Consider the following 20,179-nt stretch of genomic DNA (forward strand, 5'->3'; position numbering starts at 1 on the left):
CGACCACCCGCGGCGCGGGTTGCGGCGTGTCGTGCCAGGCGAAGGGAGCCACCTGGCGTTCGGGTGTCACGAATGGCGGCCACTCGGCGCGGGTTGCGGCGTGTCGTGCCAGACGAAGGGAGCCACCTCCCGTTCGGGTGTCACGAATGATTTCGGCGCTCGGCCCAGTCAGGCGGGATCCCAGCCGCGCCTGAGGAGTGCCGCGCGCACGAGGCCCACCGCGCGGGGCCGGTGGCCGCGGATGTGCGCCGCCGTGAGCCGGACGACCTCCCATCCCTCGGCGGCGTACGCGGCGTACTTGTCGATGTCGCGGTTCCACTGCGTGCGGTCGACACGGTGGTGGTCGCCCTCGATCTCGACCACCACCCGTGCTGAGCGATACACGACCTCGGAGATCCCGAGGAGACGTCCGCGCCGGTCGCGGATCTCGACGTCCAGCTCAGGCTCGGGCAGGCCCGCCGTCACGGCGTCGAGCCGGAAGTCCGTCTCCAACGGGGACGCGCTGCCCACCCGGACGTGGTGCAGGGCGTCCCGGAGCCGGGCGATACCCACGCGTCGTCCGGCGAGCACCGCGCGCTCGAGCTGTTCCACGGTGGCGAGGCGTCGGTGCGGCTCGAGCCTGCCCTTCCGGTCGCGCGGAACACGCACCATCGAGTCGCCGAGCGCCACGAGTTCCCGGACCGACAGCTCGGCGCCGAGCATGGCCCACGTGGAGGCGGGTGTCGTCACGCGCATGCCGTCGAAGGCGCCGACGCGCGCGAGCCCGGGCCTGACGTGGATGCCTCGCACGCCCCGATGGCGAGGCGCGCGCCCAGGTGCGAAGACGGCCACGACGAGCTCGGGCCCCGGGTCGACGGCGGCTCCCTGCAGCACCGCGGCTGTCCGGCCGGCGAAGAACGTTCCGGACCCCATCACCGCCGCGAACGCCGTCGCACGGCGGACCTCCTCCTGCCGCGACTCCTCCCAGGGCGAAAGCGGCGTTGCGCTCGCGTCGTGGGGCGCGTCGGACTCGGCCCGCACGCGAACGCCGTGGAACGGCGAAGCGAGGTCTTTCGCGCGCAGCCGGCTCGACGAGACCCCCGCCGAACGCGCCTCGCTCACCGAGAACGCTCCGCCGAGCGAGCTCGGAAGGGGGTGCGGATGCCTCGCCATGCGTCCACGATGCACGCCGGGCCACCCGTCCGACGCTGCGACCGGGCGTTCTGGGGAGTGATCCCGCGCAGCGGCCCGTGGGGAGGAACCGCCCGGCCGCGGCATCCGCTCTTCATCTGGCGCGAAGCGCTGCTACCCGGCGGGCGATGCGGCGTGTCGTGACAGGCGAAGGAAGTGAGTGAGGGCGCGCGGGCGCGTGGACCACCAGGGCGACGGATGCCTCACACGAGCGTCGCGAGGAACCCGGCCTGCTTCGGGAACTGGTACGCCTGACCGCCCTCGTGCCCGTTGTGCGTGTACACCTCGATCCGCTTCGTCGCGGCGGCGTGCCGGTTGAACGCCGCGTAGACCGTCGACGGCGGGCAGACGGTGTCCATGAGCGCGACGGAGTAGAGGGCTGCGGCATCCGCTCGCCGCGCCATGTTGACGCCGTCGAAGTACGAGAGGGTGTCGAACACGCGCTCGTCGGCGCCGCGGTGGACCGACAGGTAGCGGACGACCTCCTGGTACGGGTCGTCGTCGGTCAGACCGACGGCGCGCTCGAAGTGGCACAGGAACGGCACGTCGGGCATGACGGCGACCAGGCCGTCCGAGAGCGCGGCGGCAGCGAGCGCGATACCTCCGCCCTGACTCGCGCCGCACACCGCGACGCGGTCGGCGTCCACCTGCGGGAGCGCGCGCACCGCGTCGACGGCGCGCACCGCGTCGGTGTAGAGCCGGCGGTAGTAGTACGTCGCGGGGTCCTCGATGCCGCGCGTCATGAACCCGGACGACGAAGGACCGGTGCCGTGGGGGTCGAGCGTGTCGCCTCCCGATCCCCACCCCGAGCCCTGGCCCCGGGTGTCCATGAAGAGGTGCGCGTAGCCGGCGACCGCCCAGTTGATCCGTTCGCCCGCGAGCCCGCGGCCCCCGCCGTACCCCTGGAACTCGACGACCGCCGGGAGCGGGGCGTGGGCGCCGGCGGGGAGGGTGAGCCAGGCACGGACCGGGTCGCCGCCGAAGCCGGGGAACGTGACGTCGTAGACGTCGACGAGCGTGAACGGCGTGTCGGCCGGGACCAGCCGGGGCGCGGCATCCGTCCTCCGCGAGTCGGCGATGGTGGCAGCCCAGAACGCGTCGAAGTCGGCGGGTTCGCGGACATCCGGGGCGTAGGTCTCGAGCTCGGCGGGCGACAGGTCGAATCTCGGCACGCGCATACCCTACGCGATGCCGCCCGCGGGCTGGGCCGACGCCGAGGGCGACGAGACCTCGATGGGGGAGGGGTATTCGAGGCCCCGCCGCCGGTCTCAGGAGCGCTTCCGGCGCTTCACGCGCCCGTCCGCCGCGTGCGCTGCATCAGGCCGGGTCAGAGGCGGATCTCCGCGATGACCTCACCGTACTCGGTCTCTCCGACCGGTGTGAAGCCCACGCGCTCGAAGAAGGCCTGCGGGCCGCCCTCGCCGGCCTCGTAGATCACGTTGACGTGATCCATGCCGCGGTTGCGCGCCTCCTCCAGGAGGCCTGCGACGGCGAACCGCCCGACGCCGCGACCCTGGTCGTCGGCGTCGACGTTGATGCGCCACAGCACAGAGCGGAAGTGCTCCTGCGGGTCGTCGGGATCGAAGTTGCCGCTCACGAAGGCGACGACCTCATCGCCGTCGAGCACCACGCGCTGCCAGGTGGTCTGCGGGTTCACGACCGTCGCGGCGATGCCGTAGCTCACGGGGGAGAGGAACTCCTCCTGCCCGGGCTTCAGCGACATATTGTTGACCGCCACGATGGTGGCGGCGGACAGTTCGACGAGTCGCAGGTCACCCATAACGCACAGGCTAGCGGGGATGACCGCATCCGGCATCGTCCGGATCACGGGTTAACACGAAGTTCACGCGCCCAGATATCTTGACGTCGAGATATCTCCGGACCTCTTGCGATAGGCTGACAGCCGACCCGCAAGAAGGACGTGACAGGTGACCGACTCCACCATCATCTACACCTACACCGACGAGGCCCCGGCGCTCGCGACCGCATCGTTCCTGCCGATCGTGCAGGCCGTGACCCGCCAGGCGGGCGTGGACGTCGAGACGCGCGACATCTCGCTGGCAGGCCGCATCCTCGCGGCCTTCCCCCAGAACCTCACCCCCGAGCAGCAGGTGGGCGATGCCCTCGCAGAGCTCGGCGGTCTCGCCACGCTGCCCGAGGCGAACATCATCAAGCTCCCGAACATCTCGGCGTCGATCCCGCAGCTGAAGGCCGCCATCGCCGAGCTGCAGTCGCAGGGCTACGACATCCCGGACTATCCGGACGAGGCCGAGACGCTGGAGGAGAAGGACGTTCGCGCCCGGTACGACCGCATCAAGGGCTCGGCCGTCAACCCGGTGCTGCGCGAGGGCAACAGCGACCGCCGCGCACCGCTCTCGGTGAAGAGCTACGCCCGCAAGCACCCGCACCGCAACAAGGCGTTCGCCGACGGCTCCCGGACGCGCGTGGCGACGCTCGGGCACGACGACTTCAAGTCGAACGAGAAGACCGCGCTGATCGCATCCGACGACGTGCTCGCGATCCGCTTCGTCGGCGCCGACGGCACGTCGACCGACCTGAAGACCGGCGTCAAGGTGCTCCCCGGTGAGATCGTCGACGCGACGTTCCTGTCGGCCGCCGCCCTCGACGAGTTCCTCGCCGAGACGCTCGAGACCGCCAAGGCCGACGACGTGCTCTACTCCGTGCACCTCAAGGCGACCATGATGAAGGTCAGCGACCCGATCATCTTCGGCCACGTCGTCAAGGCGTACTACGCCGACGTCTTCGACCGCTTCGGCGACAGGATCGCCGAGGCGGGCCTGACCCCCAACGACGGTCTCGGTGCGATCCTCGCCGGGCTCTCGGCGCTCGACGGGGGCGACGAGATCGCCGCCGCGTTCGCCGCTGCCACCGACACGCCGCGTCTGTCGTACGTCAACTCCGACAAGGGCATCACGAATCTGCACGTGCCGTCGGATGTCATCGTCGACGCGTCCATGCCCGCGCTCATCCGCAACGGCGGAAAGCTCTGGGGCGCCGACGGCGGCGAGGCCGACACGCTCGCCGTCATCCCCGACTCCTCGTACGCGAGCGTCTACCAGACCGTGATCGGCGACGTCATCGCCCACGGGCCGCTCGACCCCGCGACGATCGGCACCGTGCCCAACGTCGGGCTCATGGCCCAGGCGGCCGAGGAGTACGGCAGCCACGACAAGACGTTCGAGATCGCCGCGGCCGGAACCGTGCAGGTGGTGAACCAGGCGGGCGACGTGCTGATCGAGCACGCCGTGCACCCGGGCGACATCTGGCGTGCGACGCAGACCAAGGACGTCGCGATCCGCGACTGGGTGAAGCTCGCCGTCACCCGGGCCCGCGCCACCGGCGCGCCGGCGGTCTTCTGGCTCGACGAGCACCGCTCCCACGACGCCGCGCTCATCGCCAAGGTGCGCGAGTACCTCCGCGAGCACGACACCGAGGGCCTCACGATCGAGATCCTCGCCCCGGCCGAGGCCACCCAGTACTCGCTGGACCGCCTGCGCCGCGGCGAAGACACCATCTCAGTCACCGGCAACGTGCTGCGCGACTACCTCACCGACCTGTTCCCGATCCTCGAGGTCGGCACGAGCGCCAAGATGCTCTCGATCGTTCCGCTGCTCGCCGGCGGCGGCCTGTTCGAGACCGGCGCGGGCGGCTCCGCTCCCAAGCACGTCCAGCAGCTGCTCGCCGAGAACTACCTCCGGTGGGACTCGCTCGGCGAGTTCTTCGCGCTCGCCGCGTCGCTGGAGCACCTGGCCGACTTCACCGGCAACGTCAAGGCGCAGGTACTGGCCGACACGCTGGATGCCGCGACCGGCACGTTCCTCGAGAACGACAAGTCGCCCGGACGCGCGCTCGGCACGATCGACAACCGCGGCAGCCACTTCTACCTGGCGCTGTACTGGGCGCAGGAGCTCGCGAAGCAGCAGGCCGACCCGGAGCTCGCGGCCGCGTTCGCACCGGTCGCCGAGGCGCTGGCCGGCGATGAGCAGACGATCGTCGAGGAGCTGATCGCCGTGCAGGGCTCGCCGGCCGAGATCGGCGGCTACTACCGTCCCGACGCCGAGCTCGTGGCGGCCGTCATGCGTCCGTCCGCGACCTTCAACGCCGTGATCGACGGCCTGCTGGACGACCGGGGCTGAGCGCCGTCGAAGGAGAGCGGATGCCCCGGGCCCGGGGCATCCGCTCTCTCGTTCGTCACACCTGCGATCAGGAGTGGACCCACACCTCCGTGCCGCGCGCCGTCCAGTCGTAGACGAACTTCGCGTCGGCGTCCCACATGTTGACGCAGCCGTGGCTCTGCTGGAATCCCAGCGCGGAGCGGAACGAGGAGGCGCCGTGGAAGGCGATGTCGGGCGCGAACCAGGTGATCCACGGCACGTCCTCGGTGCAGTAGCTGTTCTGCGCGGCGGGGTTGTAGCAGAGGGCGCCCATGTCCTGGATGCGCGTGTAGGCGTTCACGGTGAAGCGCCCGGTCGGGGTGGGGGTGGCATCGCGCCCCGACGAGATCGTGTACGAGCGGATCAGGTTGCCGTTCTCGAACAGGTGCGCCGTCTGCGACGACAGATCCACCTCGACCGTGCGGGCGAGCGTCGTGACGACGGGCGCGATCTCGGTCACCGGCGTCTGGAACACCGCGTTCCCCGCGGCCAGCTGCGCGGCGGCCTCGGAGGCCATCCCGGACGTGTCGCCGACCTCGCGCCCCGACATCCCGGGCGCCTCTTCGCGCAGCACCTTCCCGGCCGAGTTCGTGATGACGGCACCGTTCACCGCGGCCCGGTTGATGGCGGCGGGCAGTCCGTCCACCATGGTCTGGATCGCCGCGGCGTCGGCGGTGATCTCGAAGGCGCCGTTGTCGGCGTCGGGCGCGATGCTCAGCCATCCGGCGAGCGTGGCGCGGTCGATGGGAACCGTGCGCTCCTCGCCGACGTAGAAGCCGGCGGTGTCGAGCATGCCGTTGAGCTGGGCCGCCGTGGCCTGTGCCGTCTCGGTCGAGATGTCGGCCGGGATCTCGGTGGCGACGGGCGCGAGGTCCACGCTCTTCGCGCCGGACAGCAGGGCGTCCTGCAGCGCCGCCTGCACCGTGGCGAGGTCGATCCCGGTGCCCGCGGCGGCGGGCGCCGCCGCGTACGAGGCCGTCGCGGGGTCGAACGACAGCGTCGCGTCGACCGGCTCGCTGTAGAGCTGGGGGACGACCTCGCTGAGCGCCGCGGTCGCGGTCGCGGCGTCGAGTTCGACCTCTGCGCCGGTGGTCTGGAACCACGACGTCACGTTCCACATGGGGTGCTCGGCGAAAGCCGCCTCGGCCAGCGCCTGCGCATCGACGGTGGCGCCGAGTTCCGCGCCGGTCAGCTCGACCTCGCCGCCGTCGCCCGTGAGGACGACGGTGGTCTCTGCGAGGCTCTGCGCGATCGCGTCCTCAGCGGCTCCGGGGGTCAGCCAGCCCACCGGCACACCGGCGACGGTCGTCCCCGGTGCGATGAGCACGAGTGACGAGACCACGAGACCGACGACGGCGGTGCCGGCGGCGGCGCCGATCCACACCGCGGTGTGCTTCTTCTTCGCCTTCGGCTCGGCAGGAGCCCACGCGTAGACGGCGTCGTCCCCGGACGCCTCCTCGGCCTGTGACTCGGTCGCCACATCTGTCACGCCAACACCCCCGACTGTGATAAACGCTTCCCCCATGGTAGGCGACGGAGCCTGGTCGTGAGGTCACGGCCTCATCACGCACGAATCGCCGGTCACGCGCGTATTCACGCGGGTCGGCGTCGGCCCGGTCTCGCAGAGAAGGTCACAGTTTTGTAAACCCTCCGATCAAATTGGGTCCAACCGCTTGCGTGAAGTTAGTTCGTAAGGTCTACTAACAAACATGTCGAACCCCGAAGCGCAGCGCGGCGTGCCCGTCCTCGACCCGGCGCCGGCCTCCTCCGGCGCGTTCGCGCCCGGCCGGACGCTGCGGCAGGGACGCAAGGTGCTGCCCGAGCACGCGCGGGGTCACAACCGCTCGCTGGTGCTGCAGACGCTCTTCCACCAGGGCGCGATGAGCCGAGCCGACCTGGCCCGCGAGACCGGCCTCACCCGCGTCACGATCTCCGACCTCGTCGCCGAGCTCATCGCCGACGGCTTCGTCGTCGAACGAGGGGTGCGCGAGGCGTCCGGTCCGGGCAAGCCGGCGATCCTCGTCGACCTCGATCACGACGGCCACCGCATCGTGGGGCTCGACCTCTCGGGCAGCGACGCGTTCATCGGCGCGGTGCTGACCCTCGACGGCGGCATCGTCGCCCGGCGCGACGTCGCCCTTCCCGCCGATGAGGACGTCGTCGCGACCGTCGTGGAGCTCGCCCGCGCACTGGTGGCCGACTCCCGCGCGCCGGTGCTCGGCATCGGCGTGGGCACCCCCGGCGTGGTCGACGACCGCGGGGTCATCCTCACCGCACCCAACTTCGGCTGGGCCGGCTTCGACCTCGAGAGCGCGCTGCGCCAGGCGCTGGGGCTGCCCGTACTGGTCGCCAACGACGCGAACGCCGCGGTGCTGGCCGAGTACACCTTCGGCGGCGCGCCCGACGACGTGCTGCTGGTCAAAGTCGGACGAGGCGTCGGGTCGGGACTGCTGCTGGCGGGCCAGCCCATGCGGGGCAGTCGATTCGCCGCGGGTGAGATCGGCCACGTCACGGTGGGCACCGACGGTGGTCCCCGGTGCGCGTGCGGACGCGTCGGATGCCTCGAGGCGTGGCTCTCGGTCCCCTCGCTGTCGTCACGGCTGGCCGCGGCATCCGATCCCGACTCCCGTGAGGGCGTGCTGCGGGATGCGGGGGAGCGGCTCGGGATCGCGCTGGCGCCCGTGGTCGGCACGCTCGACGTGTCGGAGATCGTCCTCTCCGGCCCTCCTGAACTCCTCGGCGGGTCCCTCGCGGACCAGACCGTCGAGACCCTCCGCGCGCGCACGCTCTCGTCGTCCGACGACGCCGGCGTACGGGTGCGGATGACGGAGCAAGGCCAGGACATCGTCCTGCGCGGTGCCGCCGTCATGGTCCTGTCAGGCCAGCTCGGGGTGTCCTGACGGTGCTGTCCCTCCGGGCTCGTCCCGGAACCCCGATTCCCCCCGGATGGGTCACCCGGCCCACCCGAAACCGAAGAACACAGAGGAAACACCATGAAGAAGACGCTCGGAGCGGTGGCGCTGATCGGCGCCTCGGCTCTCCTGCTCGCCGGCTGCAGCGGTGCCGGCGGCGACGACAGCGGATCCGGCGACGGCGAGGGCGCCGAGATCCGGGTGTGGCTGAACGGCACCGACACCCCGCAGGAGGCGCGCGACTACCTGAAGGAGACCTTCGAGGAGGAGAACCCCGGCTCGACCCTCACGATCGAGGAGCAGAGCTGGGAGGGCCTCGTCGACCGCCTGACCACCAGCCTGTCCAGCTCGGACAGCCCCGACATCGTCGAGTTCGGCAACACGCAGGCCCCGGCCTTCACCTCGGTCGGTGCGCTCCTGGATCTGACCGACATGTACGAGGACCTGGGCGGCGACGACCTGCTGCCCGGTTTCGTGGAGAGCGGCTCGTACGAGGGCCAGTTCTACGCCCCGCCGCTGTACTCCGGCGCCCGCGTGGTCTTCGCGGACCCCGCCTTCGTCACCGAGGCGCCCGCCGACCTCGACGCGTACATCGCCCAGGCGAAGGAGCTCGCCGCGGCGAACCCCGGGAAGTCCGGCATCTACTTCGCCGGCCAGGACTGGTACAACGCCCTGCCCTTCATCTGGGAGAACGGCGGCGAGATCGCGGTGCAGGACGGCGACCAGTGGGATGCGCAGCTGAGCTCGCCCGAGTCGGTCGCCGGTATCGAGCAGGTGCAGGACCTCATGACCACCGCGTCGGCCGCACCGAAGGACGGCGACAACGCCGAGCCCTGGACCCCGTACTGCGAGGGTTCGGCGATCCAGTTCTCGGCCCCGAACTGGGCGCTGAGCCTGGCCAGCGAGTGCGAGACAGACGCGCCGCCGGCGGCGCCGTTCGTCTACGCCCTGCCGGGCGTGGACGGCGATCCGGCGCAGGTCTTCGCCGGCGGCTCGAACATCGGCATCTCGGCGAAGTCGGCCAACCCCGAGCTGGCCAAGAGCGCTCTCGAGATCATGATGAGCGACGAGTTCCAGACGATCTACGGCGAGAACGGGCTCATCCCCGCGAAGAAGTCGCTCGCCTCGACGCTCGGTGACACGCCGGAGGCGCTCGCCTTCGCGGAGGCCGCGGGCAACGCGAAGCTGACGCCGGCCTCGCCGAACTGGGCCGAGGTCGAGGCCTCGCGCATCCTGGAGGACTTCTTCGTCAAGGTCGCCCAGGGCGGAGACGTCGCGGCTCTCGCGGCGGAGGTCGACACGCAGATCGAGGACATCCTCAACGGCTGAACAGCGCTCAGGCGCTGACCCCGGTGCGGCGCGCGTTCCCTTGCGCGCCGCACCACCCGGGCCGGTGGCCTTCCGCCGCCGGCCCGACCCATGCCATCCGAGCCCGGCGTCAGTCACTCTGGAAACGAAGTACAGGAGTCACCATGTCCACCGCGTCTCCTCCGCTGCCCCCGGCGGTGAGCGGGATCGACGGGGAGCGGCTGATCGCACCCCCCGAGCCCGAGCGTCCGGCTCGCCGCCGCCTCATCCGCCCCGGCGGGTTCACTCCCTATGCACTGCTCACGCCCGCGCTCATCGTCCTGGCGGTGATCACCGGGTGGCCGCTGCTGCAGCTCATGATCATGTCGTTCCAGGAGTTCGGCCGCGCGCAGGTCTTCGGCGCCCCGCCGGAGTTCGTGGGCGTGGCCAACTACGCCGCGGTCCTCACCGACCCCTCCTTCTGGCAGGTCCTCGGCCGCTCCGTGGTCTTCGCGGCCGTCTGCGTCGTGCTGACGATGGCGCTCGGCGTCCTGGTCGCCCTCCTGATGCGCCGTCTCGGAGTGGTCCTTCGCACCCTGGTCTCGGTGGGACTCCTGCTCGCGTGGGCGATGCCGCCGCTGTCGGCCACCATCGTGTGGGGCTGGATCTTCGACACGCAGTACGGCGTCCTGAACCACGTGCTGGTCAACGTGTTCGGGCTGACGCAGTTCGAGGGCCACTCCTGGCTCATCGACCCGCTGAGCTTCTTCTTCGTCGCGACCATCGTCATCGTGTGGGGCGCCGTCCCGTTCGTGGCGTTCACCGTGTATGCGGGCCTGACCCAGGTGCCGGACGAGGTGCTCGAAGCCGCCCAGCTCGACGGCGCCGGCGCGTTCCAGCGGTTCCGCCTCGTGATCGTCCCGTTCATCCGCCCGGTGCTGGTGATCGTCACGATCCTGCAGATCATCTGGGACCTGCGCGTGTTCACGCAGATCTACGCTCTGCAGTCGATCGGCGGCCTGGCCGAGCAGACCAACACGCTCGGGGTGTACATCTACCGCGTGTCGCTGGGCTCCGGCGACTTCGGAACCGGCGGGGCGATCTCGGTGATCTTCGTGCTGATGCTCGCCGTGCTCTCGGTGTTCTACGTCCGCAGCAGCGTGAAGGAGGAGACGCTGTGACCACCGCTGCCGCACCCGAGGCACGCGCATCCCGCATGCCCGCACCCGCCGCGGTGCCGGCGTCCGAGCCCCGCCGGGGCGCCGAGCGCGCCCGTCGCCGCATCGGCTCGATCCTCGCCGGTGCCGCCGCGATCGCCGTGTTCGCGGCATCCGTCTTCCCGGTGTACTGGATGGTGAACACGTCGTTCCAGCCGAACGCCCAGGTGCGGGGGAGCGAGCTGCACTTCTGGCCGGACAACGGCACGCTCGAGAACTACGCGAACGTCATCTTCGACTCCTCGCGGGCGCCGTTCCTGCCGGCGCTCGCGAACTCGATCGCGGTGACGGCCATCACGGTCGTCGTCGCGCTCGTGTTCGCGTTCCTCGCCGCGCTCGCCGTCACACGCTTCCGCTTCCGCAGTCGGGCGGCCTTCATCGTGGCGATCCTCCTCGTGCAGATGATCCCCGCCGAGGCCATGATCATCTCGATCTTCCGCCTGGTCGACGGGTGGCAGATGCTCAACACCATCGCGGGACTGTCGGCGGTGTACATCGCCACCGTGCTGCCCTTCACGATCTGGACGCTGCGGGGATTCGTCAACGGCGTGCCGGCCGAGCTGGAAGAGGCGGCGATGATCGACGGACTCAGCCGCTCGCAGGCGTTCTGGCGCATCACGTTCCCGCTGCTGGCGCCCGGGCTCGTGGCCACCGGGATCTTCGGGTTCATCCAGGCGTGGAACGAGTTCCTCTTCGCCCTCGTGCTCAACCCGCGTCCCGAGGCGATGACGCTCCCGGTGTGGCTGCGCACGTTCCTCGACCCGAACGGCGGCATCAACTGGGCCGAGCTCATGGCGGGCTCCACCCTGGTGGCCATCCCCGTCGTGGTGTTCTTCCTCCTCGTGCAGAGCCGCATGACCAGCGGGCTCGTGGCGGGGGCGGTCAAGGGCTGATGCGCGCTCACGGTGCAGCCGACTTCCGCAGGGAGGTCGGCAGATGAAGGTCGGTCTCGACGTCGGCGGCACGAAGACCGATGCGGTGGCCGTCGACGACGGCGGTGCGATCGCCGGGCGCATCCGCATCCCCACCGGATGGGGGCCGGATGCCGTGGCCCAGACCGTCGTCGACGCGGTGGGCGCGCTCGCCGCGGAGGCCGGTGTCGACCTCGCCGAGGTGCGCTCCGTGGGCGTCGGCATCCCCGGTCAGATCGAGCCGGGGACGGGACGCGTCGTGCACGCCGTCAACCTCGGAGTCGAGGCACTGGACCTCGCCGAGGCCGTGGCACCCCGCCTCGGGGTGCCGGTGCGGGTCGAGAACGACGTGAAGGCCGCGGCCCTCGGGGCGCACGCGCTCCACCGGGCGTCAGGGGCGGCCGCGCCGGCCTCGATGGCCTACCTCAACCTCGGGACGGGTGTGGCGGCGGGCATCGTCGCGGACGGCCGGCTGTGGCGGGGCGCCCGGGGCACCGCCGGGGAGGTCGGGCACATCTCCATCGATCCGCACGGGCCGCTGTGCCGCTGCGGCCAACGCGGGTGCATCGAGGCGTTCGCCGGCGGCGGGGCCGTCGCCGAACGCTGGCGGCACCGCTCCGCCCTTCCTGTGCGCGACGTCTTCGACGCCGCCGACGCCGGCGACCCGTCGGCGCGGCGGCTGCGCGAGGATCTCGCGCGCGGCGTGGCGGCCGCCGTGCGGGTGCTGGTGCTGACGGCGGACGTCGATATCGTGGTCCTCGGAGGGGGTGTGACAGCGCTGGGCGATCGACTGATGACGGATGTCGCAGCCGAGCTGTCGGCCAGCGCCGAGGCGTCCCCCTTCATGCGTTCGCTGCGTCTCGCCGAGCGTGTCGAGCTGCTGCCGCCGGGTTCGCTCGCGGCGGCACTGGGCGCCGCGCTCGTCGGCGCGGAGGGCGATGCCACACACGACACCGAGGAGGCTCTGGTCCATGGCTGAGATCGTGATCGTCCGCGACAAGGAGGCGGCGGGAGAGCTCGTCGCCGACCACATCGCGGCGCTGGTGCGGGAGAATCCCGAGGCGGTGCTGGGCCTCGCCACCGGATCGACCCCGCTCCCGGTGTATGAGGCGCTGCGACCCCGGCTGCAAGGCGTGGACGTGTCGCGGGTGCGCGGCTTCGCGCTGGACGAGTACGTCGGGATAGATCCCGCGCATCCCGAGAGCTACCGCTCCGTGATCACCCGCGAGGTGGTCGAGCCGCTGGGCCTCAACCCCGAACTGGTCCGCACGCCCGACGGCACGCCCGAGGGCATCGAGTACCACGGCGAGGAGTACGAGGCCGCGATCCTCGACGCCGGCGGCATCGACCTGCAGATCCTCGGCATCGGAACCGACGGCCACATCGGCTTCAACGAGCCCGGCTCGTCGTTCGCGTCCCAGACGCGGGTGAAGACCCTGACGGAGCAGACGCGGCGTGACAACGCCCGGTTCTTCGACTCGATCGACGACGTGCCGATGCACTGCATCACGCAGGGCCTGGGCACGATCCTGCGGGCGCGCCACCTGGTGCTGCTCGCGTTCGGCGAGGGCAAGGCGGCAGCCGTCGCCGGCGCGGTCGAGGGTCCGCTCACCGCGTCGCTGCCCGGGTCGGCGATCCAGCTGCACGCCCGCGCCACCGTGGTGGTCGACGAGGCGGCGGCGTCACAGCTCCAGCGCGCCGCCTACTACCGCTACGCGTTCGACAACAAGCCCGACTGGCAGGGCATCTGACCCGTCATCTGCGCCTCACGGTGCGAAGACCTTGCCGGGGTTGAGGATCCCCTGCGGGTCGAACACCCGGGTGATCTGACGCTGCAGCTCCCACTGGTCCTCGCCGAGCTCGTCGGCCAGCCAACGACGCTTCAGCACGCCCACGCCGTGCTCGCCGGTGAGGGTGCCGCCCAGCCGCAGGGCGGCGCGGAACAAGTCGTCCGCGGCCCGCCAGATCTCGTCCGGCGCCTCGATGACGCCGAACTCGTCGGGCTCGCCCACGAAGATGAAGTTCGGGTGCAGGTTGCCGTCGCCGGCGTGCGCCACGGTGGGGATGACGACCCCGTGCTCGCGCTCGACGCGCGCGATCTCGTCGAACATCGCGGGAAGCGCGCTGCGCGGCACCGACACGTCCTCGATGAGCGTGGTGCCGAGAGTCTCCATCGCAGGATGCATCGACCGGCGGATCGCCAGCAGACGCTCCCCCTCCTCGGGGTCGTGCGACACGGCGACGGTGCCGCCGGCGCCGCGCAGCACCCCCGCGATGGCGTCGGCCTCGGCGACCGCCGCCGGGCCGTCGGTCTGGAGGGTGAGCTGCGCCGCACCCGGCGTCGGCGGGTCGAGCGACAGCAGGGCGTGCACCGCGGCGAGGGATGCGGCATCCATCAGCTCCATGATCGCCGGCTGGACGCCCGCCGCCGTGACCGCCGCCGAGGCGACGGCGGCCGTCCGCACATCGGGGAAGGTCGCGGCGATCGTGCACACCTGACCCGGAGTGAGGCGACGCAGCTTCAGCGTCGCGCCGACGATCACCCCGAGGGTGCCCTCCGACCCGATCACGAGTGAGGTGAGATCGAGGCCGGTCACGCCTTTCACGGTGCGGTGGCCCAGTCTGAGCAGACGCCCGTCGGCCAGCACGATGTCGACCCCGAGCACCGCGTCGCGCACCACGCCGTACTTCGCGCACAGCAGTCCCCCCGCGCCGGTGGCGATGTTGCCCCCGACGGTCGAGATGGCGCGGCTCGCCGGATCGGGCGCCCACCACAGGCCGTGCGGGGACAGTGCGGCGTTGAGGTCGGCGTTCAGGATGCCGGGCTCGACGACCGCGAGGAGGTCGTCGGGACGCACCTCGAGGATGCGGTCCATCGCGCGCACCGAGAGGGCGATCTCGCCGCCGCCCGCGTTGGCGCCGCCGGCCAGTCCCGTGCCGGCGCCGCGGGTCACCACGGGCGTGCCCGTCTCGGTCGCGATGCGGAGGGTGCGCTGGACGTCGTCCACGCTGCGGGCGTGCACGACCGCGATCGGGTGTCCGGATGCCGCGTGGCCCGACTTGTCGGCACGCGCCGCGGCCAGCGCTGCCGGCGAGGTGTCGACCCGGTCGCCGAGCTCGGCGCGGAGGCGGGTGAGCGCGTCGCTACCTGCCATCACGTCAGGCGGCGGCGGCCGACGATGACGCCGGCGGTGACGGCGACCACGCCGAAGACGAGGCCGATCCACGCGTTGCCCATGCTCCACCACGCGATCGTCGCCGACGCGTACACCAGGAGCTCGACGACGGCGCGCACGAACGGGTGGACGGCCAGCACCGCGCGCGGGGAGACGAAGAGCGCCCAGGCCAGGATCGCGACGACGGGGGCCGCGATGCCGGCCACGATGTTCCACGGGAAGGGCCACATCGTGAACCCCCACAGCGCCAGTGTGGCGAAGGCGAAGAGCTCGCACAGGAAGGCCACGACGTCGATCGCCGTGAGTGGGGGTCGGGTGCCCGGTGCCTGATCGGCGGCCTGCGGCCCATCCTTGCTCGGGGGCGCAGGCATGGCGCCAGGGGTGTCGGACATGACCTCCAGTCTACGGCGGGATGCCGCGCTCACCGGTCGGCGGGCGTCCGCCTAGGGAGCTGCGGCGAGCGGTGCGGCGGGCGCCTCCGGCGCGGCGGGAGCCGCCGCTGCGGGCGGGAGCGCGGGTGCGCTCCGGTTGGCGTTGGCGTTGGCGTTGGCGTTGGCGTTGGCCTGCGCCTGGGCGGGTGGGCTCTTGGCTGTCGCCTTCGCGTTGGCGTTGGGGTTGGGGCCGGCGTTGGGATTCGCTCCGCCGTTGGGGTTGGGGCCGGCGTTCGGATTGGCCCCGGCATTCGCGTTGGTGCCGGCGGTCGGGTTGGCGTGGGTGGAGCCGGTTCCGCTGGTGCCGGCGTTCGGGTTCGCCCGGGCGTTCGGGTTCGCCCCGGCGTGGGGGTTCGCCCCGGCGTGGGGGTTCGCCCCGGCGTTCGGGTTCGCCCCGGCGTTCGGGTTCGCCCCGGCGTGGGGGTCGGCGTGGGTGGAGGGGGTGCCGGCGTTCGGGTTTCCGCTGCCCGTCGTCGCATGAGGACTCGCAGGGGCGCCGGCGTTCGCGCCGCCGCCGTGGCCGTCGCCGGGGGTGCCGGCGGTGTCGTGGCCGGGTGCGCCGTCCGCCGCGCCGTGCGAGGAGGGCGGGGTGGAGGCATCCGTGTCGTACGCACCGCTGTCCGTCAGGACCGGGATGTCGGCGGGGTCCGGGCCGGACTCGTCCGGGAGGTGCAGAGCGGACTCCGCGTCGTCGGCGATGCCGGGTACCACCGGCGAGGTCGGCTGCGTGACCTCTGTGACGGCCGGGGTCGGGACGGGCTGGTCGGCGACCGGCGGCAGCACCACCGCCGCGGCGACCACGCCGCCCGTGACGATGAGTCCCGCCGCGGCCAGGCCCGACGCGGCGCCGATGCCGGCCAGCGCCGACCCGCCCGCGGCGGCTGCCACGACGGTCGTCGTACCGCCCGCCGCGGCCGCAGCGCCGACCGCGCCGGCGCTCGAGCTGACGGCAGCCGTGCCGGCACCGAGACCCGTGCCGGTGCCGGTGACCGCACCGGGCAGCGCCGCGACGGTGCCTTCCGCCACGACGGAGGGCATCCCGGCCATGGCGACGAGCGAGGTGCCGCCTCCCTGGACCGTCGCGAGGTAGCCCGCCGTGCCGGTCGCGCCGAGCGCCAGCGGCAGCAGCACCAGCGCGAGCCGGCTCGACACCTCCGCCGCCTCGCTCGACACCAGCGCGCAGCGCACGCATTGCGCCAGGTGGCGCTCGATCTTGGCGTGATCGCGGCGTCCCAGGTTGCGCCGCGCGTACGCGCCGAGGTGCTCGATCGTCCATTGACAGTCCGACCCGTCGGCGACCGCGCGCAGATGCGCCTGGATCCACGCCTCTCGCAGGCCCTCGCGGGCGCGGAACGCCAGCTGCGCGACCGCGGTCGGCTTCATGCCGAGGAGCGGCGCGATCTCGGCGGGCTTCATCTGCTCGATCTCGGAGTACCAGAGCACCTCCTGCCAGCGGGTGGGAAGGCTGCGGAACGCCTGGTGCGTGAGGCCCCGGTCCAGGGCCGCCTCGCTCTCATGCTCGCCGGCGGCAGGGTCCTCGACGCCGTCCAGCTCGTCGATCGCGGTCTCACGGCGGGCGCGCCCCCACGCGGCCGCGGTGTTGCGGATGCTCGTGAAGAGGTACGCGCGGAACGAGCCGGTGGGGCCGCCCCCCGAGACGATGGAGCCGTAGATGCGGGTGTACGCCTCCTGCACCAGGTCGTCCGCATCGAGGCTCGACGTCATGTTGCGCGCGACCGTGACGCCCGCGCGGTAGTGGCGGCGCCACAGTTCTCCGAAGGCGCCGGCGTCGCCCGAGCGGGTGCGCGTGACGAGGTCGGCGTCGGCGACGGCATCGCCCGCCGCCTGCCCGCGCTCGCGCACCTCGTCGTGTTCCATGGATCCCCAGTCTCCGCGGCGCACCGTCGCGCCTCCCGCCGCGGCCGTCTCGGGTCGCGACCGATCCATTGTCGCCGCAAGGTGCCGGTTTCGCCAGGGGCTGGCGCGGACTGCGCCGACGCCTCCGCGCGCCTCGCCGGGCGGCTCCGAACATTCTTCCCGAACTCGCGTAATAGACCGCAGACCCCGACGTCTCTCTCGTCAGAGTGGCACCGCCCCTGTGTGGGGCACGGGGCGGCAGCCCCCCGCGAGACAGCTCGCGGATCTGGCGGGGTTCGAAGGTATCTCGGGGGAGGGATCTTCGGCCCCGCCTTCGTCGTGTGCGCTCAGCCCGGGCGGCCGTCGACCCACACGCGACGCACCGCGAGGTGCTCGTCCAGCAGCACCGCATCCGCGGGCGAGCCGGCGTCGAGTCGTCCGAGATCGGGCCGGCCGACCGCCCGCGCGGGCGTCGCACCCGCGGCACGCACGGCGTCCCCGAGGCCCACCCCCGCGCCGACGATGTGGCGCACCGCGGCGTCCTGCGTGAGGGTGGAACCGGCGATCGCCCCTCCGTCCTCCAGGCGGGCGACCCCGCCGTCCACGCGTACGGGCAGGCCGCCCAGCACATAGCGTCCGTCGGACGACCCTGCCGCCGCCATCGCGTCGGTGATCAGCGCCATCCGGTCCCCGCCGGCGGCGAAGAGGGTCGCGATCAGGGCGAGGTCGACGTGCACGCCGTCGGCGATGATCTCGAGGGTGACCCGGTCGTCGCGCAGCGCCGCCACCACGGGACCGGGCGCGCGGTGGTGGATGCCGTTCATCGCGTTGAACGCGTGGGTGAGGAGGGTCGCGCCCGCGTCGAACGCCCGGCGGGTGACGTCGGCATCCGCGTCGGTGTGCCCGACCGCGACGGCGACGCCGGCGTCGGTGAAGCGCCGGATGGCGTCGAAGGCGCCCGGGAGCTCGGGAGCCAGCGTGACCTGCCGGATCGAGCCGCGTCCCGCTTCCAGCAGACGGTCGACGGATGCCGCGTCCGGCGCGCGCAGCAGCGACGCCGTGTGCGCGCCCTTGTGGCCGGGGTCGAGGAAGGGCCCCTCCAGGTGGGAGCCGAGGATCGTCGGATCGGATGCCGCGAGATCGGCGACCATCGCCACCCGGGCGGCCAGCTCGTCGATCGGCGCCGTGATGAGCGAGAGCACGGCCCGTGTCGTGCCGTGGGCCCGGTGCACCGCGCGCGCCGCGCGGATCGCCTCGGGGCCGTCGTCGAAGCTCGCCCCGCCGCCGCCGTGCCCGTGGATGTCGACGAAGCCGGGGGCGAGGCATCCGCCCCCACCGTCCACGACGTGGCGGGCGGCGGGGAGCTCGCCGCCCTCGCCGGCCGCCGACACCCTGCCGTCCTCGAACCGGACCCAGCCGTCTGCGCGGGCCGGGTCGACGCCCGTCGATCCCAGCACGCGGACGCTGTGGACGAGCGTGCTCACGGGGTGGCTCCTTCCTCGACGGCGGTCACTCGACGGCCCACGGGATCTCTTCCGAGCGGTGGAACCCGATGCCCATCGCGGTCCACAACGGTCCGAGTGCGCCGACGCGCTCGCGGAACGACGCCCACGTGCGCAGCGAGCTCGTGCCGGTCGCCGGCGACCAGCCGGCTTCGGCGGCGGCGGCGATGCGGGGGAACGCCATGGTGTCGACGTCGGCGGCGGTGCGGACCGTCTCGGTCCACAGCGGCGCCTCGACGCCGAGGATGCCGGTGTCGTCGACCCCGGGTATGACGTCGGCGGGCTCCCACGAGTACGCGCGCTCGACGCTCGTCGGCCCGTTCGCCCATACGAGGCCGAGGTCGGGACCGGACGGGTACTTCATGTCGAGGTAGACCGCATCTGCGGGGGAGAGGATGAGGCCGCCGGCGTTGTCGGCGAACGCCTTCGCCGTCGCATCGGAATCGCCCTGCGGCACGACGTAGCCCCAGTACTGGCCGACTGTCGTGTCGGCGATGCCCTTCACCGCGCCCGCCTCGTGCCAGGCGATGGGCGTCTTGCCGAGGTCGGCGATGATGGCGCTCACGCGCGCGACGAAGACGTCGAAGTCCTCCGGGCTGGTCGACAGCGACTCGTCGCCGCCGAAGTGCAGGTACGGCCCGGGCGTCATCGCGGTCAGCTCGCCGAACACGTCCGCGACGAAGTCGTAGGTCGCCTCGTCGTCGATCTTCAGCGACGAGAAGCCGACGGCCATCCCGTCGAACGGCACGCCGGCGACGGGCGGCTCCCCGCCGTGCTCGCGGACGGCCGCGAGGGTGTCATCGCCGAGCACGGGATCCTCGGCGAGCTGCGGGTACGCCAGGCCCACGGCGTGCGTGTGACCGGGCATGTCGATCTCGGGCACCACGATCATGTGACGGGACGCGGCGTGCTCCACGATCGCGCGGTAGTCGTCCTTCGTGTAGAACCCGCCGGGGTCGCCGCCGACCGAGGTGCCGGAGGCCACCGCGGTGAGCTCGGGACGGGAGTGCAGCTGCAGCCGCCAGCCCTGGTCGTCGGTGAGGTGCAGGTGAAGCGCGTTCAGCTTCAGTGACGCGGCGTGGTCGATGAGGCTCTTCACCGTGTCGACGCCGTGGAAGTGCCGGGCGACGTCGAGCATCACGCCCCGGTACGGGAAGCGGGGGGCGTCCAGGATCGCCACGGCGGGAACCACCCAGCCGTCGCCGTCGCGGGCGATGAGCTGCGCGAGCGTCTGGACGCCGTAGAACAGCCCGACGGCGTCGGCCCCCGTGACGATGACGGATGCCTCGTCCACGTCGATCCGGTACGACTCCGGTGGTCCGCCGGGGGTGATGCGCAGCTCGACGCCTCCGGGCTCGTCGGCCGTGGCGATGTCGTGACCCGTGCGGGCCCGCACCGCCGCGGCCAGGCCGGCGGCGGCATCCGCGTCTCCCGACAGGGTGGTGGCGTCGGAGAGCCGGAACGGCGCACCGCCCGCCGCCATCGACGCGGGTGCGGGCACGACGGCGGGAAGCGGCACGGTGTCTCCATTCTTGGCGCGG

General features: G+C 72.2%; 16 protein-coding genes. 7 read left to right on the plus strand and 9 right to left on the minus strand.

The annotated features are described in order from the left end of the window. Positions 1–168: 168 nt before the first annotated feature. The 3 genes from IR212_RS03855 to IR212_RS03865 all read right to left on the minus strand — a co-directional run bounded on the left by IR212_RS03855 (position 169) and on the right by IR212_RS03865 (position 2,950). Positions 169–1,152, minus strand: a complete 984-nt coding sequence (locus tag IR212_RS03855; RefSeq protein WP_194397673.1) for a hypothetical protein — start codon at positions 1,150–1,152, stop codon at positions 169–171. A 221-nt stretch (positions 1,153–1,373) separates the two neighbouring features. Continuing rightward, positions 1,374–2,342, minus strand: a complete 969-nt coding sequence (locus tag IR212_RS03860; protein WP_194397674.1) for an acetylxylan esterase — start codon at positions 2,340–2,342, stop codon at positions 1,374–1,376. Between the two features lie 155 nt (positions 2,343–2,497). Then, on the minus strand, positions 2,498–2,950 hold the full coding sequence (locus IR212_RS03865) for a GNAT family N-acetyltransferase (RefSeq protein WP_194397675.1): 453 nt from the start codon (positions 2,948–2,950) through the stop codon (positions 2,498–2,500). Positions 2,951–3,098: 148 nt separating this feature from the next. Here IR212_RS03865 and IR212_RS03870 point away from each other — a divergent pair, with 148 nt between their 5' ends. Further along, positions 3,099–5,327, plus strand: coding sequence for an NADP-dependent isocitrate dehydrogenase (locus tag IR212_RS03870; RefSeq protein WP_194397676.1), 2,229 nt, complete (start codon positions 3,099–3,101; stop codon positions 5,325–5,327). A gap of 67 nt (positions 5,328–5,394) precedes the next feature. Here IR212_RS03870 and IR212_RS03875 read toward each other — a convergent pair whose 3' ends face one another. Next, positions 5,395–6,834, minus strand: a complete 1,440-nt coding sequence (locus tag IR212_RS03875; protein WP_194397677.1) for a L,D-transpeptidase — start codon at positions 6,832–6,834, stop codon at positions 5,395–5,397. 220 nt (positions 6,835–7,054) lie between these two features. On the opposite strand from IR212_RS03875, the gene IR212_RS03880 reads away from it, so the two are divergent. From IR212_RS03880 to IR212_RS03905, 6 genes are all read left to right on the plus strand, one after another. Continuing rightward, positions 7,055–8,245 (plus strand): ROK family transcriptional regulator, encoded by a 1,191-nt coding sequence (locus IR212_RS03880; RefSeq protein WP_228479472.1) that lies wholly within the window; start codon positions 7,055–7,057, stop codon positions 8,243–8,245. A gap of 93 nt (positions 8,246–8,338) precedes the next feature. Next, positions 8,339–9,586 carry an extracellular solute-binding protein gene (locus tag IR212_RS03885; protein WP_194397678.1) on the plus strand — a complete coding sequence of 416 codons (1,248 nt, stop codon included), beginning with the start codon at positions 8,339–8,341 and terminating at the stop codon, positions 9,584–9,586. A 143-nt stretch (positions 9,587–9,729) separates the two neighbouring features. Continuing rightward, complete coding sequence (locus IR212_RS03890; RefSeq protein ID WP_194397679.1) at positions 9,730–10,725, plus strand: carbohydrate ABC transporter permease; 996 nt, start codon at positions 9,730–9,732, stop codon at positions 10,723–10,725. A gap of 35 nt (positions 10,726–10,760) precedes the next feature. Beyond that, complete coding sequence (locus tag IR212_RS03895; RefSeq protein ID WP_194398509.1) at positions 10,761–11,654, plus strand: carbohydrate ABC transporter permease; 894 nt, start codon at positions 10,761–10,763, stop codon at positions 11,652–11,654. 43 nt (positions 11,655–11,697) lie between these two features. Beyond that, positions 11,698–12,651, plus strand: coding sequence for an ROK family protein (locus IR212_RS03900; RefSeq protein WP_194397680.1), 954 nt, complete (start codon positions 11,698–11,700; stop codon positions 12,649–12,651). After that, on the plus strand, positions 12,644–13,423 hold the full coding sequence (locus tag IR212_RS03905) for a glucosamine-6-phosphate deaminase (RefSeq protein WP_194397681.1): 780 nt from the start codon (positions 12,644–12,646) through the stop codon (positions 13,421–13,423). Before IR212_RS03900 ends, IR212_RS03905 begins: the two co-directional genes overlap by 8 nt. Positions 13,424–13,438: 15 nt before the next feature. Here the strand turns inward: IR212_RS03905 and IR212_RS03910 are convergent, their stop codons facing one another. From IR212_RS03910 to IR212_RS03930, 5 genes are all read right to left on the minus strand, one after another. After that, positions 13,439–14,827, minus strand: a complete 1,389-nt coding sequence (locus tag IR212_RS03910) for an FAD-binding oxidoreductase (protein ID WP_194397682.1) — start codon at positions 14,825–14,827, stop codon at positions 13,439–13,441. Further along, complete coding sequence (locus IR212_RS03915) at positions 14,827–15,240, minus strand: YrdB family protein (RefSeq protein ID WP_194397683.1); 414 nt, start codon at positions 15,238–15,240, stop codon at positions 14,827–14,829. The genes IR212_RS03910 and IR212_RS03915 overlap by 1 nt, the downstream gene beginning before the upstream one ends. A 51-nt stretch (positions 15,241–15,291) precedes the next feature. Then, positions 15,292–17,157 (minus strand): sigma-70 family RNA polymerase sigma factor, encoded by a 1,866-nt coding sequence (locus IR212_RS03920; protein ID WP_194397684.1) that lies wholly within the window; start codon positions 17,155–17,157, stop codon positions 15,292–15,294. Between the two features lie 326 nt (positions 17,158–17,483). After that, entirely contained in the window at positions 17,484–18,620 is a 1,137-nt protein-coding gene (gene nagA / locus IR212_RS03925; RefSeq protein ID WP_194397685.1) for an N-acetylglucosamine-6-phosphate deacetylase, read from the minus strand. A 25-nt stretch (positions 18,621–18,645) separates the two neighbouring features. Then, positions 18,646–20,157: a family 20 glycosylhydrolase gene (locus IR212_RS03930; protein WP_194397686.1), complete on the minus strand. Its 1,512-nt coding sequence runs from the start codon at positions 20,155–20,157 to the stop codon at positions 18,646–18,648. Positions 20,158–20,179 lie beyond the last annotated feature (22 nt).

Source organism: Microbacterium atlanticum, assembly GCF_015277815.1.
In the GTDB taxonomy this organism is placed as follows: domain Bacteria; phylum Actinomycetota; class Actinomycetes; order Actinomycetales; family Microbacteriaceae; genus Microbacterium; species Microbacterium atlanticum.

Excerpts from the sequence above, each read along its gene's own strand:
- IR212_RS03890 (WP_194397679.1), top strand. The coding sequence starts at position 9,730 with ATGTCCACCGCGTCTCCTCCGCTGCCCCCGGCGGTGAGCGGGATCGAC.
- IR212_RS03905 (WP_194397681.1), top strand. The coding sequence starts at position 12,644 with ATGGCTGAGATCGTGATCGTCCGCGACAAGGAGGCGGCGGGAGAGCTC.
- IR212_RS03910 (WP_194397682.1), bottom strand. The coding sequence starts at position 14,827 with ATGGCAGGTAGCGACGCGCTCACCCGCCTCCGCGCCGAGCTCGGCGAC.
- IR212_RS03915 (WP_194397683.1), bottom strand. The coding sequence starts at position 15,240 with ATGTCCGACACCCCTGGCGCCATGCCTGCGCCCCCGAGCAAGGATGGG.
- IR212_RS03885 (WP_194397678.1), top strand. The coding sequence starts at position 8,339 with ATGAAGAAGACGCTCGGAGCGGTGGCGCTGATCGGCGCCTCGGCTCTC.
- IR212_RS03855 (WP_194397673.1), bottom strand. The coding sequence starts at position 1,152 with ATGGCGAGGCATCCGCACCCCCTTCCGAGCTCGCTCGGCGGAGCGTTC.
- IR212_RS03900 (WP_194397680.1), top strand. The coding sequence starts at position 11,698 with ATGAAGGTCGGTCTCGACGTCGGCGGCACGAAGACCGATGCGGTGGCC.
- IR212_RS03880 (WP_228479472.1), top strand. The coding sequence starts at position 7,055 with ATGTCGAACCCCGAAGCGCAGCGCGGCGTGCCCGTCCTCGACCCGGCG.
- IR212_RS03895 (WP_194398509.1), top strand. The coding sequence starts at position 10,761 with ATGCCCGCACCCGCCGCGGTGCCGGCGTCCGAGCCCCGCCGGGGCGCC.
- IR212_RS03920 (WP_194397684.1), bottom strand. The coding sequence starts at position 17,157 with ATGGAACACGACGAGGTGCGCGAGCGCGGGCAGGCGGCGGGCGATGCC.
- IR212_RS03865 (WP_194397675.1), bottom strand. The coding sequence starts at position 2,950 with ATGGGTGACCTGCGACTCGTCGAACTGTCCGCCGCCACCATCGTGGCG.